The 14,485-nt window shown below is 72.7% G+C and carries 12 protein-coding genes; 5 read left to right on the forward strand and 7 right to left on the reverse strand.

The window, feature by feature from the left end; translation table 11 throughout:
* The first annotated feature begins 69 nt into the window (after positions 1 to 69).
* Positions 70 to 519, forward strand: a complete 450-nt coding sequence (locus WMF27_RS25685; protein ID WP_437943042.1) for a BMA_0021/BMA_0022 family TOMM bacteriocin — start codon at positions 70 to 72, stop codon at positions 517 to 519.
* A gap of 1 nt (position 520) precedes the next feature.
* Here WMF27_RS25685 and WMF27_RS25690 read toward each other — a convergent pair whose 3' ends face one another.
* Both WMF27_RS25690 and WMF27_RS25695 read right to left on the reverse strand, forming a co-directional pair.
* Complete coding sequence (locus WMF27_RS25690) at positions 521 to 1,693, reverse strand: amidohydrolase family protein (protein ID WP_437943043.1); 1,173 nt, start codon at positions 1,691 to 1,693, stop codon at positions 521 to 523.
* 281 nt (positions 1,694 to 1,974) lie between these two features.
* Positions 1,975 to 2,376 carry a hypothetical protein gene (locus tag WMF27_RS25695; protein ID WP_437766244.1) on the reverse strand — a complete coding sequence of 134 codons (402 nt, stop codon included), beginning with the start codon at positions 2,374 to 2,376 and terminating at the stop codon, positions 1,975 to 1,977.
* 194 nt (positions 2,377 to 2,570) lie between these two features.
* Here WMF27_RS25695 and WMF27_RS25700 point away from each other — a divergent pair, with 194 nt between their 5' ends.
* A complete protein-coding gene (locus WMF27_RS25700) occupies positions 2,571 to 4,424 on the forward strand; it encodes a sigma 54-interacting transcriptional regulator (protein ID WP_437766243.1) in 1,854 nt (617 codons plus the stop codon).
* A gap of 878 nt (positions 4,425 to 5,302) precedes the next feature.
* On the opposite strand, the gene WMF27_RS25705 is transcribed toward WMF27_RS25700, so the two are convergent.
* A complete protein-coding gene (locus WMF27_RS25705) occupies positions 5,303 to 6,100 on the reverse strand; it encodes a sensor histidine kinase (protein ID WP_437943044.1) in 798 nt (265 codons plus the stop codon).
* A 610-nt stretch (positions 6,101 to 6,710) separates the two neighbouring features.
* Here WMF27_RS25705 and WMF27_RS25710 point away from each other — a divergent pair.
* Positions 6,711 to 7,328 carry a hypothetical protein gene (locus WMF27_RS25710; RefSeq protein ID WP_437943045.1) on the forward strand — a complete coding sequence of 206 codons (618 nt, stop codon included), beginning with the start codon at positions 6,711 to 6,713 and terminating at the stop codon, positions 7,326 to 7,328.
* Here the strand turns inward: WMF27_RS25710 and WMF27_RS25715 are convergent.
* Positions 7,240 to 8,460 (reverse strand): Acg family FMN-binding oxidoreductase, encoded by a 1,221-nt coding sequence (locus WMF27_RS25715; RefSeq protein WP_437766240.1) that lies wholly within the window; start codon positions 8,458 to 8,460, stop codon positions 7,240 to 7,242. The two genes, WMF27_RS25710 and WMF27_RS25715, sit on opposite strands and share 89 nt — an antisense overlap.
* Before the next feature lie 124 nt (positions 8,461 to 8,584).
* Between WMF27_RS25715 and WMF27_RS25720 the strand changes: the two genes are divergently transcribed.
* Positions 8,585 to 9,502 carry a LysR family transcriptional regulator gene (locus WMF27_RS25720; RefSeq protein WP_437766239.1) on the forward strand — a complete coding sequence of 306 codons (918 nt, stop codon included), beginning with the start codon at positions 8,585 to 8,587 and terminating at the stop codon, positions 9,500 to 9,502.
* A 227-nt stretch (positions 9,503 to 9,729) separates the two neighbouring features.
* Complete coding sequence (locus WMF27_RS25725; RefSeq protein ID WP_437766238.1) at positions 9,730 to 10,650, forward strand: transposase; 921 nt, start codon at positions 9,730 to 9,732, stop codon at positions 10,648 to 10,650.
* Between the two features lie 63 nt (positions 10,651 to 10,713).
* Here WMF27_RS25725 and WMF27_RS25730 read toward each other — a convergent pair whose 3' ends face one another.
* From WMF27_RS25730 to WMF27_RS25740, 3 genes are read right to left on the reverse strand one after another with little or no spacing between them, the layout of a single operon-like run.
* A complete protein-coding gene (locus WMF27_RS25730) occupies positions 10,714 to 12,501 on the reverse strand; it encodes a hypothetical protein (protein ID WP_437766237.1) in 1,788 nt (595 codons plus the stop codon).
* Complete coding sequence (locus WMF27_RS25735; protein ID WP_437766236.1) at positions 12,488 to 13,327, reverse strand: S8 family peptidase; 840 nt, start codon at positions 13,325 to 13,327, stop codon at positions 12,488 to 12,490. Before WMF27_RS25735 ends, WMF27_RS25730 begins: the two co-directional genes overlap by 14 nt.
* Positions 13,324 to 14,283 (reverse strand): hypothetical protein, encoded by a 960-nt coding sequence (locus tag WMF27_RS25740; protein ID WP_437766235.1) that lies wholly within the window; start codon positions 14,281 to 14,283, stop codon positions 13,324 to 13,326. Before WMF27_RS25740 ends, WMF27_RS25735 begins: the two co-directional genes overlap by 4 nt.
* Positions 14,284 to 14,485 lie beyond the last annotated feature (202 nt).

Consider the following 14,485-nt stretch of genomic DNA (forward strand, 5'->3'; position numbering starts at 1 on the left):
GCGCAGCGCCGGTTCCATGAGCCTCATATCCCATGCCAGCACCTGCGGCGCCGGCAAGTAGAGGGTGCCATGTTTTCCCATCAGTCATCCAAATACATGTCCAGGATGCCGAACGCCGACAGCGATCCCGCGCATCTCGACGAGGAGGCGCGCCCCCCGAGCGAGCGAGGCGCGATGGTGGAAGGCCTCCTGGAGCTGGAGGGAGCGTGGTTGCGCGCCGTCGCGATCTGCTGGGAAGACCCGACGCAGCTCGATCGGTTGAAGAGCGACCCACGGGGCTTCTTGATGGCCTGCTGCGGCTACCGGCTGCCGCCGGGGATCGACCTCACCATCCGCGAGGCGCGGGAGCCAGGCTCGCCGGGCGGCGACGCGCTGCGCTTCTGCGAGCAGCGCAAGGGCTGGGACCCGTCGGCGGGCGCCATCACCCTCTATGTCCCACCGCCGCCGGAGCTGGACGATCAGCCCGTCGCGCTGGCCGAGCTCGCGAGTGACCCCGGGTCGGTCGGCGTCATCTGCTGAGTCATCCGTCGATGCCGTAGAAGCTGGCGGCGTTGTCCCAGAGGATCTTGCGGAGGCCCTCGCCGGGGAGCCTGCGGCGGAGCGCGAGCGCCCGCTCCACCATGCCTGCGTCGTGATCGATGTGGGGGAAGTCCGTCCCGAAGATCGCCCTGTCCTCGCCGAGCCATGGGATCGCCTGCTCGAGGCACGGCTCGTCCGGCTCGATCTCGACGAAGCACTGGCGGCGGAAGTACGCGGACGGCTCGCGGCGGACGTGCGGCGCGACCTCCTCGGCGAGGCCCCGGTACTCGATCTCGTCGAGGCGCCAGAGCCAGTAGGGCAGCCACCCGCAGCCGGCCTCGAGGAAGGCCACCCGCAGGCCGGGGTGGCGCTCGAGCACGCCGCCCTCGATCAGCGCGAGCAAGGCCATCATCTGCTCCATCGGGTGCGAGCAGGCGTGCAGGGCGAAGCGGGTGCGGAAGCGATCGGCGCCGGCCGCCGGCAAGGAGGCGTGGGTGCCCTCGTGGATGGCGACAGCGATCGAGCGCCGCTCGCACTCGGCCCAGAACGCCTCATACGCAGGGTCGCCCAGCGTCCGCCCCGCGACGGGGTTCGGCCGGAGCACGACGGCGCGGAAGCCGAGCGCGGCCGCGCGCGCGAGCTCGGGCACCATCTGCGCCGGATCGTGCGGGCTCATCAGGGCCACGCCCCGGAGGCGCGAGGGGTCGTGATCGCAGAAGCCCCGTAACCAGGTATTGTACGCCCTGGCGAGCGCGCTCGCCAGGGCGGGATCCAGCGGGGTCATGCCGAGGAGCGCCAGCGCGAGCGTCGGGTAGAGGAACGCCACGTCGATGCCCTCGCGATCCATGTCGTCGAGCTGCGCGCGCGGCTGCTCGAGGGGCCCGAGCGGCGCGAGCGGCCCGAGCCGCCGGCGGCCGGCGGCGGCGATCGCGCGCCAGGTCCGCGCGCTCATGCGGTGATGGACCGGCCGGCCATCCACCATCGGCTGCGGGGGGAGCCGGAGCAGCCCCTCCGGCCCGAGGTGCGCCACGCGGTCGGCCAGGGGCTCGCCCTCGCCAGCGTACGCGAGGTACGGCGCGTGAACGCGGAGCTCCGGCTCGAGGTGGGCCTTCCACAGATCGAGCGGCTCGATCACGTGACGATCCGCGTCGAGGATGCGATAGCCGTCGCGCACGGGAGTTCTCCTCTTCTGCTTCTGCTGCTGCCGAATCCCCCGGACCTGGCCTGGCGCCGCGGGCCAGAGATCCTGCGAGGGATCCACAGAGAGATTTCAACGCAAAGGCGCAAAGACGCAAAGACGCAAAGACAAAAACATTGATTCTTTCTTTTGCGCCTTTGCGCCTTTGCGCCTTTGCGTTAAAATTTCTCTCTCCGGATCTCTGGCAGACGGAACGGAATCAGACGACCAGCGGCACAGGGTTCAGGTCCTCTTCCCGGTTCGTCCGATCGAGCCATCTAAGGCAGACCGGAACGTCGTAGAGGCGCCCCGGCCCGAAGGCGAGGCGCTTGCGCGGCGTCCGCCCCCGGCGCCTGCCAGGAGCCCGCAGCCTCGGGAGATGGCGCGGTCTCAAGGACATGGCCGCGCTCCTCCAGCCGCCTCAGGGCGTAGCGGACCTCGGCCGCGGAGGCCTCGCCGTCGAGCGCGGCGACGAGCTCGTCCGCCGTCCGCCGGCCGTCGAGGAGCGGCCCCAGGAGGTGAACGACACGGCCGCGGAGCATGGTGCGCTCACGCTCGCCGATCAGGAACACCGTCTCCTTGTCACCAGCGAGCTCGACGCCCAGGTGGTGCTTGAATTGCAAGGTGCGCCGGGTGCATTGGACGCGTTGGAGGCGCGGGGTGCGTGGGATGCGCTTCATGAACACCGGACCCTGATGGACAAGCTGGTGCGTCGCCGCCCGCCGGAGACGCCCGTGCTGGTGCGCAATTCAGCGTCAGCGAGCGCCTGCCTGGAGCGCGGGCGAGCGGGCTCGCCGGCGCACGCCGCGGGAGCGCGCGCGACGCGCCGCCGCGAGCCCGGGGGGCGAGGTCACGTGAGAAGGGGGTGAGCAGCGTGGCAGTCATTCGCGAGACGGACATCGGCCCGGAGACAACGCCGCTGTCCAGCAGCTTCATCGATGCGATCCAGGGTGTGAGGCAGGACGATCGGCGCGTCGCCCTGCTCGTCTACCACCGCGACGGCGCCGAGCGCGCCGTGCTGAGCCCGGGCGCGCCGGTCGTGATCGGCCGGGCGCCGCCGTCGCAGGTCCAGATCGGCGACGTCAGCCTCTCGCGCGAGCACGCCCGCTTCACCCAGTCCGGCGACAAGGTCGTCATCGAGGATCTGCGCTCGACCAACGGCACGTGGCTCGGCGGCGAGCGCATCACGCGAGGCGAGGTGAAGCCGGGCGAGGAGGTGATCCTCGGCAAGGTGGTGGTCGCCGTCCGCTCGATCACGGCGGCCGAGGACGAGCTGCCAGGGCTGATGAGCCACGAGCAGCTCCGCGTCGCCCTCGAGGAGGAGGTGAAGCGCGCGCGGTACTTCGGGCGGAGCTTCGCCGTCGTGATGGCCCGGGTCGCCCGCCAGCCCGGCGCCCACGTGAGCCACCTGTTCCCGCGCGTGCGGGCGCTGCTGCGCCCCGTGGACCGGATCGCGCTCTACAGCTCGGACGTGGTGGCGGCGCTGCTGCTCGAGGCCGGGACGGAGGTGGCGCTCGACGTGGCGCGCGCGCTCGCCGCGCCGCCCGGGGGCGGGTCGCCCGTCGTGCTCGCGGGGTTCGCGACGTTCCCCGACGCGGGGACCGTGGCGGAGGAGCTGCTCGATCGGTGCTGGAGCGCCGTGCGCAGCGCGACGGTGGAGCAGCCGGTGCGCTCGGCGCCGGGCGGGACCTGGAAGAGCAACCCGGGCACCTGCAATTTCGAGCCGGTCGTCGTGAGCTCCGCGATGCGCCGCGTCTTCGAGATCGTCAAGCGGGTCTCGCGCTCGTCGATCCCGGTCCTCTTGCTGGGCGAGACGGGGACGGGCAAGGAGGTCGTGGCGCGGGCGATCCACGACAGCGGCCCGCGGAGCGGCAAGCCGATGGTGTGCGTCAACTGCGGGGCGATCCCGCAGCAGCTCGTCGAGAGCACGCTCTTCGGCCACGAGCGCGGCGCGTTCACCGGCGCGTGGCAGCAGCAGCGAGGGGTGTTCGAGGCGGCGGACGGCGGGACGGTCTTCCTCGACGAGATCGGCGAGCTGCCGGCCGCGGTGCAGGCCGCGCTCCTGCGCGTCCTCGAGACGCGGCAGGTGACCCGCGTCGGCTCGAACAAGCCGATCGACGTCGACGCGCGCGTCGTCGCGGCGACCCACCGCGACGTCGAGGCGATGTGCGCGTCCGGCGCGTTCCGCAGCGATCTGTTCTACCGCCTGAACACGATGACGATGACGATCCCGCCGCTCCGGGCGCGCCCGGAGGACATCGAGCCGCTCGCGCTGCGCTTCCTCGACCAGGCGAACCAGGCGAACGGCCGGTCGATCCGCGGCTTCGACGCCGAGTCGCTCGCGCGGCTCCGGGCGTACTCCTGGCCGGGGAACGCGCGGGAGCTGCGGAACGCGATCGAGCGGGCCGTGGTCATCGCCGAGGGCGAGTGGATCGCCGAGGAGGATCTGCCGGAGCGCGCCCGGGCGGCGCCCTCGTCCGAGCCGGCGGCGGAGGGGGAGCTGCCGTACCAGGTCGGAGAGCTCACCGCCGCGCCCCCGGGCGGGGACTACCTGAAGACGCGGCTGCAGCGCTGCGAGGCCGAGCTGATCGTCGAGGCGCTCCGCAAGGCGAGCGGGAACCAGACGGAGGCGGCGCGCGCGCTGGGCATGCCGCTGCGCACGCTCGTGTACAAGCTCAAGGCGCTCGGCATCAAGCGGCTCGGGTACGCGCCTCCCAGGGAGCCGTAGCGCGCGGCCGGGGAGCGGCCGGCCACGCTGGCTGGCCGCTCTGCCCTTCCTGCGGTCGTTTCATAGAACAGGAAGCGCCCGGTGGTCGCCTCGCAGACGGCCTGCCAGCCGCGCATCCGCCCGACGACATCGAACGAGAGCCCCCAGCGAGGCGTCTCGTCGATCACGCGCACGCCGAGGGCGTGCATCGGCAAGAGGGCGACCGGCGCCAGGGCAGGGCAGACGCTGAGGGCGGGCCGCAGACAGCCGGGCTTGGCGTGGACGCTCGCGCGGAGGTAGGCGGCGGCGCGGCCGCAAGCCTTCCTCTCCCCGCCGAGCTCCGCGAGGTCGGCGGGTCGCACGCTCGTGGGATGACGAACGCCGTGAGCCTCGGTGTTCTTCGCAGCCTCCGAGACGATGGATAGGTGATCTTTGCCGAGCACAATGCGGATGAGGTCGCCGGTCGCTTCGATCTTCATGGTTCTCCCTGCGACGCGGGCGCCACGACGACGCCCCATCGATCGGCGCCGCTTCGCTCGCGCATTCGCCGAACGCGGATTGCCTATCTGGCCCCAGCTCTCACGTGAACCAGAGCACACCTCGTGCCGGCCGCACCCACGCAGATTCACGGGGATATCGGCGCGCTGGTCGCGCGAGCGGGGATGAGCGCGCGGACCGCTGCACGATCGAGCAATGGAGTGCGTGCCAGGGAGGGCGCACGCCTGCGCTGCCTCGCGCGGCGGACCTCGCGTGGCGTCGGGCGTCGGGCGCGCCGCGCGCGACCGGCGAGCTCGCGTCGATGGTGGGGGATGTGCGGCGCCTCGCGGTGTGGGCGGGCGCTCGACGAGGGGATGGGGAGGGCGAAGGCGTGTGGGCGGGCGTCGCAGGGAGCGACGGTGTCAGGGGGCGCGCGAGATGGCGGCGCGACTGGCGGGCTCGGGATCGAGGGGGAGCTCGACCATGAAGGTCGAGCCGCAGCCCGGCGAGCTCTCCACGCCGATGGTTCCGCCGTGAGCGCGCACGATCTCGCGCGCGATGTAGAGCCCGAGCCCGAGGCCACCGAAGTGCGCAACGCCGCCCGCGCGCTCGAAGCACCTGAAGATGCGGGCCTGGTCCTCCTCCGCGATGCCCGCGCCTCGATCGCGGACGAGGAGCTCCGCTCCGCCGGGACAGGCCTTCACCTCGATGGATATCGGACGGCCCGCGCCGAACTGGATGGCGTTCTTGACGAGATGGAACACGAGGCGTCCCATCTGCTCGCGGTCCCAGCGGCCGACGATGCCGTCCGGCGCGTCGATGGAGATCGTGGAGGACGGGGAGCGGAGCTCCACCGGGAGCCCGGCGATCACCTCCCGGACGAGCGCCCCGAGATCGACGGCCTCGCGCTCGGGATCGAGCGGGCACGATCGGAGCCGGATCGCCTGGAGCATGTCATCGCAGAGCCGGGTGAGGCGGTTGACCTGCCGGCCGACGACCTCGAGCGAGGCGACCCACGTTGACCGGTCCTCCGCCCGTTGCTCGCTCAGCCGCTTCATCCGCTGCACCTGCAAGCTGAGCGAGGTCAGCGGCGTCAGGAGCTCGTGCGACGCGAGCGTGAGGAACTCGTCCCGAACACTGGCGCCTGCGTCGGGCTCGCAGCCGCGGGCGGGCCGGCGAGCTTCGGGGGTTCCAGTGAGCGGGGCGTTCGAGACGGACATGGTTCAACTCCCGTTGGAGAGTGGATGGACTTTCGCGATCGCGTCCGAAGCATCGGCGATGCCACGCGTCATCGCCGTGGGAGAAGCGTGGTTTCCGCGGCACCTCGCGCTGGATCCGGGCCGCCGAGGGCGGGGGTGCCGTGGCGCCCGGCGAACGGTTGCTCAGGTACGCAAGAAGCAGAGCGTGGAGCGACCCGACCCAGGTTGGGGCAGGGAGGGGGCGACCCGACCCAGGTTGGCGCGGCAGGCAGGCGGCAGGCGGCAGGCGACCCCGGGGTCGACCCGACCCGGGACGACCCGACCCAGGTTGGGGTGGCTACCCGACCCAGGTTGGGGTGGCTTTGGCTTCGCAGGCGGATCGGCGCCCGGGTGAAGGGCTGAGGTGCGCCGGAGCGGACCGGTCGACGGCAGCGAAACCGCGGAGGGGCTTCCGCGTAGCAGCGGATGAACCCGCCCGGCGGAGCGCGCAGAGCCGCGCGCCCGCGAGCTCGGGGCGCGCCGTGCCCGTCGTCACGACGGAGATGCGCCTCGACGATCGACGCACCGACAAGCCCGCGCCGCTGAGTTCACGGCGCCATTGCCCAGAAGCTTTCTCATGTTTCGCAGCACGATGAGCATCACGGCCCTGAGCTTCGGTCTCTTGGCGGCGGGCGCGCCCGGCGACGCCATGGCGCACGGCAGCGGCGTCCACCGGCGCGGCCAGATCGTCGTCATGACCAACGCCGGAGACGGCAACTCCGTGATGGCGTATGACCGGGCGTCGGACGGCTCGCTCTCGTACGCCGGCACGTACGCAACCGGAGGGCTCCGCGCGCCGACCCGGCCGATCAACGCGCTCGGATCCCAGAGCTCGCTCGTCCTCAGCGAGGACGGGAAGCTCCTGTTTGCCGTGAACGCGGGCAGCAGCGAGGTGTCGATGTTCCGCGTCGGCCCGCACGGCCTGACGCTGCTCGACGTGGTCGACTCGGGCGGCGACCTCCCGATTCCAGGTGAGCCGCGACGGCGACCTGATCCCGCGCGGGGAGGCGGGTGGATTGACGCCCGGCGGCGGCGCCCAGGGCATCGCCGTGCTGTGACGGTCGTTCCTCGACGTCCAGGGTTCGCCGCGCTCGGTCAGCACGCCAGCCGGGGCGCGGCGCTCACGCGGCGCGGATCACCTCCTCCGCTGCGCGGCGCGGGCCGCACACGCCCTCTCGCTCCGGAAAGCCCAGCCGGAACGCGAAGGTGAGCTGCCGGTCGCCTAGACCCAGCGCCTCGGCGAACGAGCGCTCCATCGCCGGCGCTCGTCCGAGCATACGCTCCCGGTCGATGACCTCTGGCACCTGGTTCAGCGGGTGCATCGCGATGCCGCGCGCGGTCGCCCAGAGATGCATGCGTTGCCACAGGCGCCCGGCGCGGAGCGTCGCGCCCAGGTCGTAGCGGTCGCGGACCGCGATGACGCCGACGCCGGGATCGCCGGCGAGGTGGACCTCGCGGGTGACGCGGAGCCAGTCGTCGTGCATCTGTTCCGCCGACGGACGCGGCAGCAGCTTGACCGCCGCGGTGAGCAGCGGACCGAGCCCCATCACATCGAGGGTCAGCCCGTCTCTATGGCTCGGCACCGCCTCCGGCGCCAGCCGGAACCACGCGTCGCTGTCCCGCACCATCGCCGCGTCGCGGACGATGGTCTCGGTGGCCCGCAGCGTGTGAGCGGCGAAGCTCTCGCGCTGATCGGGGTGCTCCAGCCAGACGACCTCACCATCGGAGCCCGCTTCGCTCAGGCGCGAGAGCTCCTGGAGCGCCGAACCAGGCACACGCTGCGCCTGGTAAGGGCCGCGGTTCGTGTGTCGCCGTGCGATGACCTCCGCGAGCGGGGACGCCGCTGCGCCTGGCTCGATACGGACGCTCGCCACCCGGATCGCCCGCGGCGCCGTGCGCTCGAGAGCGCGAGATCCCTCCGGGTCGGAGCCCGGCAGAGGGCCGGCTTCGAGCTCAACGCGGGGGGCCCATCCCATCGAACCCGCCGCGAGCGCCAGGTTCTCTATCGCGCAACCGAGCCCGATGTGCATCTCGCGCAGGAACGGATCCATGGTGCCGAGCGATCGAGACCTGTCCGAGAACACGTCGATGCGATCCGGGTGGACCTCGAACAGCCAGGGTTGCGTGTTGTGCGGGCTCGCCGCGAGCACCGCCGCGCGCACGAGCTCGGCGAGCTCGCCGCCGCGCTGCCAGCGGAACGCGGTCCAAGGGGCGAACGGCTCGCCCGTCCGAGCGTCGAACACACCCCGGCCGGCAGCGTACCAGCCCGCTCCCGCCGCCACGGCGAGCGTCGCGACGCCTTCCAGCAGGCGCCGCCGCGAGACCTTGAATTTCCTCTCCATGATGCGCTCCATCCTCCAGAGGACGTTTGACCGGGCTCCGCGAGCGACGGCCATGCGCAGAGACTGAGGCGGTTCTGACGATTAGTAAAAGACATCTCTCTAATATGATATATTAGTGTGTCTAATGATCGAGGCACTCCCCGACGACCTGAATCTCCTGCTCGCGCTTGACGTGCTGCTGCGCGAGCGGCACGTGACGCGCGCGGCGAAGCGGCTCGGCATCACGCAGTCGGCTGCGAGCCAGCGGCTCGGGCGGTTGCGCGAGTTCTTCGGCGATGCGCTGCTCGCTCCGGGGCGGCCGCTGCTGGCCCTCACGCCGCGCGCCGAGGCGCTCGCCGACCCGCTGGCTCAGGCGCTCGCGAGCTTGCGGGCGGCGGTCCAGGCCGGCGCGCCGTTCGACCCAGCGACGTCCGAGCGCCGTTTCGTGCTGCTCGGCAACGACCTGCTGGAGGCGGTTGCGTTGCCGCGGCTCTTGCCCATGCTGGCGCGCGAGGCACCGTACATCACGGTGCAGGTCGACCGCGCCGATGCGGACTTCGTGAGGCGGCTCGAGCGGGGAACGGCGGATCTGGCGTTCGTCCCGGAGTTCCTCGTGCCCCCGTCGTCACGACAGCTGCGCTTGCCGGAGGAGGGATTCGTGACGCTGATGCGCAGGGACCACCCCGCAGCGTCACGGCGGCTGACCCTGGAGCGCTACCTGGAGCTCGGGCACGTGCTGGTCGCTCCGCACGGCATGCCGGGCAGCCTCGTCGATCGCGCGCTGGAAGCTCGTGGGCGGCGGCGGCGGATCGTCGCGCAGGTCCAGCACTTCGTGACGGTGCCTTTCCTGATCGCGGCCTCGGACCTCGTGGTGACGTGTCCAGCGACGGTCGCGGCGGTGTCGACGCCCTTTGGCCTACGCGCGGCCCGGCCCCCCGTCGAGCTCGGCGTGGACCGATCTTCGGCGGTCTGGCACGAGCGTGTGCACGACGATCCGGGCCATCGCTGGCTGCGCTCCTGGCTCAGCAAGGCGATCCGCGCGGGCGCGACCCAACCAGGTTGACCTGACCCAACCAGGTTGACCCGAGCCAGATCGAACCAGGTTGACCCGAGCCAGATCGAACCAGGTTGACCCGAGCCAGGTCGACCCACCCAGGTTGGCCCGACCCACGGGGTGACGGAGCACGGTCCGCCATGGCGCCGCCACCTGCAGGCATCGGTAAGGACTTGGTAAGCACTTGAAATCGTTCACCACGATCGCCGGCACGGCTCTTGGAATTCTGCCCGACCATGAGCCAGCCCCGCCAGATCGCGCCCGGCGTAACCTACCTGATCACCCGTCGCGTCCTGCGCCGACATCTCCTCTTCCGCCCCGACGCAGCCATCACTCAGCTCTTGGTCTACGCCCTCGCGGTCTCGACCCGCCGCTACGGCATCAAGGTCCATGCGCATTGCGCGATGTCGACGCACCTGCACCTCGTCGTGACCGACGTGAACGGCGTTCTGCCGCGCTTCCTGCAGTTCTTCCATCGCATCGTCGCGCTCGGCACGAAGGTGCTCCGTGCGTGGGAAGGGCCGGTATGGGATCATGAGGCCACGAGCGTGGTGCGGCTGCTGACACGCGCAGCCGTCGTGGAGAAGATCGCCTATGTCCTCGCAAACCCTGTGGCCGCTGGACTCGTCCCGCATGCGCATGAGTGGCCGGGCGCCAAGGTGAAGGTGGGCGAGATCGGCAGGGGCGTGTTGTGCGCGGCGCGTCCCGCCGCATACTTCGACCCCCAAAATCCACAGTGGCCGGAGGAAGCAACGCTGTCAATCACGCTGCCGCCGACCATCGAGCAAGACAGCGCGGAGGACTTTCGCCAGGCCATCGCCGCCGAGCTCGAGAGGCAAGAATTGCAGGCGCAAGCGGAGGTGAAGCAGCGAGGGGGCCGCTTCCTCGGCGCCGAACAAGCCGGCAAGGTCTCGCCCCATGAGCGCATCACGAGCCTCGAGGCGCCGCGCGCTGGCAATCCGACGTTTGCTGTCGGCCCCAAGCAGGGTGACGCGTGGCGCTCGGCTCGTGCCGCTGCACGCGGGTTTCGCGCCTTGTACCGCGCGGCGCTCGAGCGGTGGCGAGCCGGCGTGCGCAGCGTGGTATTCCCGGCAGGGACGTGGTGGATGTGCACGTTTCACGGCGCCAACATGGCCGATGCTGTGCTCACGATGTAGGTACTTCGTCGAGGGTAAAAGGGCAGGGACAACCTGGGTGAGGTAGCGCGCGCGGCTCGCGGGTCAACCTGGGTGGCACGGGTTGTTCGTGACGACGAATCCCAGTGCCTCCACGCTCGCGCGAGCGTCGCCGTCCCAGCCGAGCCGCGGATCTAGGCGAAGCTCGCCCGGCGCGAGCACGACGGGCAACGCTATCAGACCAACGAGCTCGACCGCATCGAGCTCCGCGCCAGTGTCTCCCGCGAACGGGGGACACAGCACGCGCCCTGCCGGCGCGAACGCCAGCGCTGCGCGCAGCGGCTCGCCCAGCGTCGCGCGCAGCACGGCGAGATCGTTGCCGATGGTGGCCGGTGTGGCAGCCGCCGGCCAGATCCATACCGCGAGGCCGGGCAGGTCGGCCACGCAGACCGCCATCGCGCGCTCGGGGGGGAGCGCGCGGCCACGGGCACCGAGGGGCAATGCCGCGATCGCGGCGACGATGAGCCCCGGCCGGGCGAGCGTCAACGCCGCGAGCCGACCGAGGTTGCGCTGAGCCGCCGTCCTGCGAGCGGCGATCGCGGCAAGGTGGTCGGGACGATCGTAAACAAGCTCGACCTCGCGCTGCATCGCCACGTGAGGCGAGGTCTGCGCCGCCGCGGCAAGCGCCCGCTCGCGGGCCTCGCCGTCCGACGTTGGCCCTCCCTTCTCCTGGAGCGGCGCGGCTTCCTTAATTTCCAGACGCTCCCGGAGGAGCTGCGCCACCCGCGAGGACAGACCCAGGGAGCCGAGCGACCAGGCGGCGGAGAACCAGTCCGCTGGCTCCGCGAGCGCGAGCGCCTCGGTCGAGGCGCGATCCCAGGCGGCGAGCGCCTCGCCAAGCGAAAGGCCGAGCGCGCGGAAGAGCGCGCCCGCCTCATCCAGCGCCGCCGCCGCGCCCGGATCGCCGAGATCCCGCCGCGCGCGCCCGATCGCCCTCGAAGCGTAAGCGACCCAGGTTCGGAGTGGCGGCGCGGCGTGCTCGGCAACGTCGCGGGCGGAGATCGCGAGCGCGAGGGCGTCGTCGGCGCGGCCGAGCTCGAGCGCAAGCTCGGAGAGGAACGTGAGTGCGCGCGCCCGGCCGAACGCGTCGCCGAGGCGCGCGCACAGCCACTCCTGTCGCTGGAGCGGGGCTCGGGCGCGCTCCAGGGCGCCGAGGCCGAGCGCCGCCGCGCCGAGCTGGCCGCAGGCGATCGCCTCGCCCACGGCGTCGCCCCGGCGGCGGTGGAGCTCGGCCGCGTGCTCGAGCAGCGCCTCGGCCGCGCCGTGCGCGCCGAGGGTCACGTAGAGCGTGCCGAGCGAGTTCAGGATCTGCGCGCGCTCGCCGAGGAACGGCTCCGAGCGGCGCAGCGCCGACAGCAGCGTGCGCTGCGCAGCCGCCGCGTCGCCGAGGAGCCGCTCGGCCGTACCGCGGTAATGGGCGGCGACGACCGCGGCGCGGCGTCCGGGATCGCCTGCGGCCGCGATGGCGTCGAGCTCCTCGATGGCGGACGCACAGGCCGATCGTGCGTCGCGGCGCAAGCGAGCGAGCGCCGCCTCGCACCGCGCGAGGTCCCGCGCCTCGGCGGCCCCTCCTCGGTCGAACGCCGCGGCAGCGCCCTCGAGGTGCAGCACGGCGGCGTCCAGCGCTCCCTCACGCAACGCGAGCGCGCCGCGCCCAAAGCCGAGCGCCGCCGCGACGAGCGGCCCGCCGTCAAGCACCGCCGCCGCAGGATCGCGGCCGGCACCGAGGAGCGCCTCGACGCGATCGAGCTCGGCGCGGACCTCTGCGCCCGGCGCGCTCCGCAGCAGCCGCGACAGCGGCGACACGCTGTCGATCGGATCAAGCGGGAGCACCGCGCGCCTCCACCCCGTCGCCGCGCGCCCCGCGCGCGAGCCCGTGCAACGCCGCCTTCACCGCCTCGATCGAGAGCTCCGGCCACGCGGCGCGGATGCGCGCGACGTGCGCGGTCACGTGGGGCGCCGCGAACGACGTACCGGTCCAGCGCCGCTCGCCGCCGCCGGGCGCGGGCGCGAGCACGTCGTCGCCGGGCGCGAGGATCTCGTGATCGAGCGTGAGCTCGCTCCGGAGCGCCTCCGGATCCTGGAAGGCCCCTCTGCCGACGCCGATCAGCGACTTGAAGCGCCCTGGATAGGTGCGGAACGCCGCCGCGTTCGGGCCGGCGGCCACGAGCACGACCTCCGCGGTGTAGGCGGCGTCCGCGACCTCGTAGAGCTCGACCAGCGAGCGGTAGTCGCCCGGGCGGAGCGGCGCGTTCTTCGGGATGTCGATGCCGAGGCTCAGGTTGACCACAGAAAATCGCTCGCGGACGCAGAAGCGCAGCGCGGCGACGAGCCCGTCACGCGAGCACCGCCCGTCGTCACCGAGCGCACGAACGCTCGTGATCTCGGCCGCGGGCGCCATGCGGTGGACGATGCCCGCGCACGCCGTCCCGTGCCCGCTGAGATCTCCCGGAGCGCACGGCGCGACCCCGTGCGCGCCACCGCCAGCGCCGCGCTGGACCAGGGCGACGTGCCGCAGCGCCGCTGCGCGCAGCGCGGGGTGCGAGGCATCGACGCCGGAGTCGATCAGCGCGACGCGCACGCCGGCGCCGCTTCGCGCGCCCGGGCGTGGCGCGCCGTGGAGCTCGCTGCCCGGTCCTGCCGGAGAAGCCGTGGTCACGCGGAGCTCCCCTCCCCCGCGGAGGCCGGCTCCCCTGCATCGCCCGCGCCGCTCGCGCCGCTCGCGTAGGCGTCGATCCGCGCGAGGAGGTCGAGGGCCAGGCGGGCCTCCGCCTCGCCGCGCTCGGCGAGCCTGCCCACCACCGCGGCGAGCTCCAGGCGGCGGCGGTACTCGGGCGTGAGGCGCAGCGCGTGGATGTGCCGCTCCAGCGCGGCGCGGAGCGAGGTCGGCGGCGGGGCCGCCCCTTCCGGCATGGGAGGTTCCGCGCTCGACGCTGCGCGCCCGCCCGGCCCCGCCGCCGGCTGGCCCGGCGCCTGCGCGAGCAGGTCGGGCATCGCGCGCGCGAAGAGCTCGAAGACGACGCGCTCGGTGCGGAACGACTCCACGGTGAGCGCGAGGACCTCGGCCAGCCGCTCGGCCAGGTCGAGCTCCCGCCCGCCGAGGGGCGCCTCGTGCGAGAACAGCGCGGCGCCGCCCACGGTCGCCGCGCCGACGCGGATGGGCACGAAGATCGCGGACGCCGGCGCGGCGGCCAGGAGCGGCCGGAGCGGCGCGATCATCGGATCGCCGTCGGACAGCTCCACCGCGTGCCCGCCGCCGCCACCGAGCAGGTACGCGAACGGGGTGCCGCTCGGCGGCAGCTCCGCGCCCGGGGCGCGGAAGCCGACCGCGTCAGCGACGACGGGGACCGTGAGCCGCCCGAGCGTTTCCATCTCGAGCGCGACGAGCGCCTCCGAGCACGGCATCGCGAGGCACGCGAAGCGCAGGTGCTCCCCGAGCCCGCGCACCCGCGCCTCCACCGCGCCGAGGAGCGCCGCCGACTCGACGGTCGAGAGCAGGTCGCGGAGGCGCGCCGTGAAGGGCGCGAGCGGCGAGCGCAGCGCGTGCGGGTGGGGCGGGAGGGCCCGCGCCGGGGCGGGCGGGACACCCGGCGCGGAGCGGTCGGCGAGCGGCATGGACCGCCGATGCTACCGCCGGACCGCGCCGGAGCGAACCGCCATGACACCCGTGGGAACCGGTTGACGTGCCGAGCTCCTCTCCTAGCATGCAGCGACATGCGGCGATTCGGCTGTCCGGCGCCCCCTCCGAAGCGTTGGTCCGCGCGCGCGGCCGTTCGAGCGCGATCCACGGCCGCGAGGCCCGTCGATTCGGCGCGGG

This window comes from Sorangium sp. So ce281 (genome assembly GCF_051527395.1).
Taxonomy (GTDB): domain Bacteria; phylum Myxococcota_A; class Polyangia; order Polyangiales; family Polyangiaceae; genus Sorangium; species Sorangium cellulosum_B.

Bases quoted from the DNA above. Each gene is read 5' to 3' on its own strand.
- WMF27_RS25705 (WP_437943044.1), bottom strand. From the start codon at position 6,100: ATGTCCGTCTCGAACGCCCCGCTCACTGGAACCCCCGAAGCTCGCCGG.
- WMF27_RS25710 (WP_437943045.1), top strand. From the start codon at position 6,711: ATGAGCATCACGGCCCTGAGCTTCGGTCTCTTGGCGGCGGGCGCGCCC.
- WMF27_RS25740 (WP_437766235.1), bottom strand. From the start codon at position 14,283: ATGCCGCTCGCCGACCGCTCCGCGCCGGGTGTCCCGCCCGCCCCGGCG.
- WMF27_RS25695 (WP_437766244.1), bottom strand. From the start codon at position 2,376: ATGAAGCGCATCCCACGCACCCCGCGCCTCCAACGCGTCCAATGCACC.
- WMF27_RS25720 (WP_437766239.1), top strand. From the start codon at position 8,585: ATGATCGAGGCACTCCCCGACGACCTGAATCTCCTGCTCGCGCTTGAC.
- WMF27_RS25725 (WP_437766238.1), top strand. From the start codon at position 9,730: ATGAGCCAGCCCCGCCAGATCGCGCCCGGCGTAACCTACCTGATCACC.
- WMF27_RS25715 (WP_437766240.1), bottom strand. From the start codon at position 8,460: ATGGAGAGGAAATTCAAGGTCTCGCGGCGGCGCCTGCTGGAAGGCGTC.
- WMF27_RS25685 (WP_437943042.1), top strand. From the start codon at position 70: ATGTTTTCCCATCAGTCATCCAAATACATGTCCAGGATGCCGAACGCC.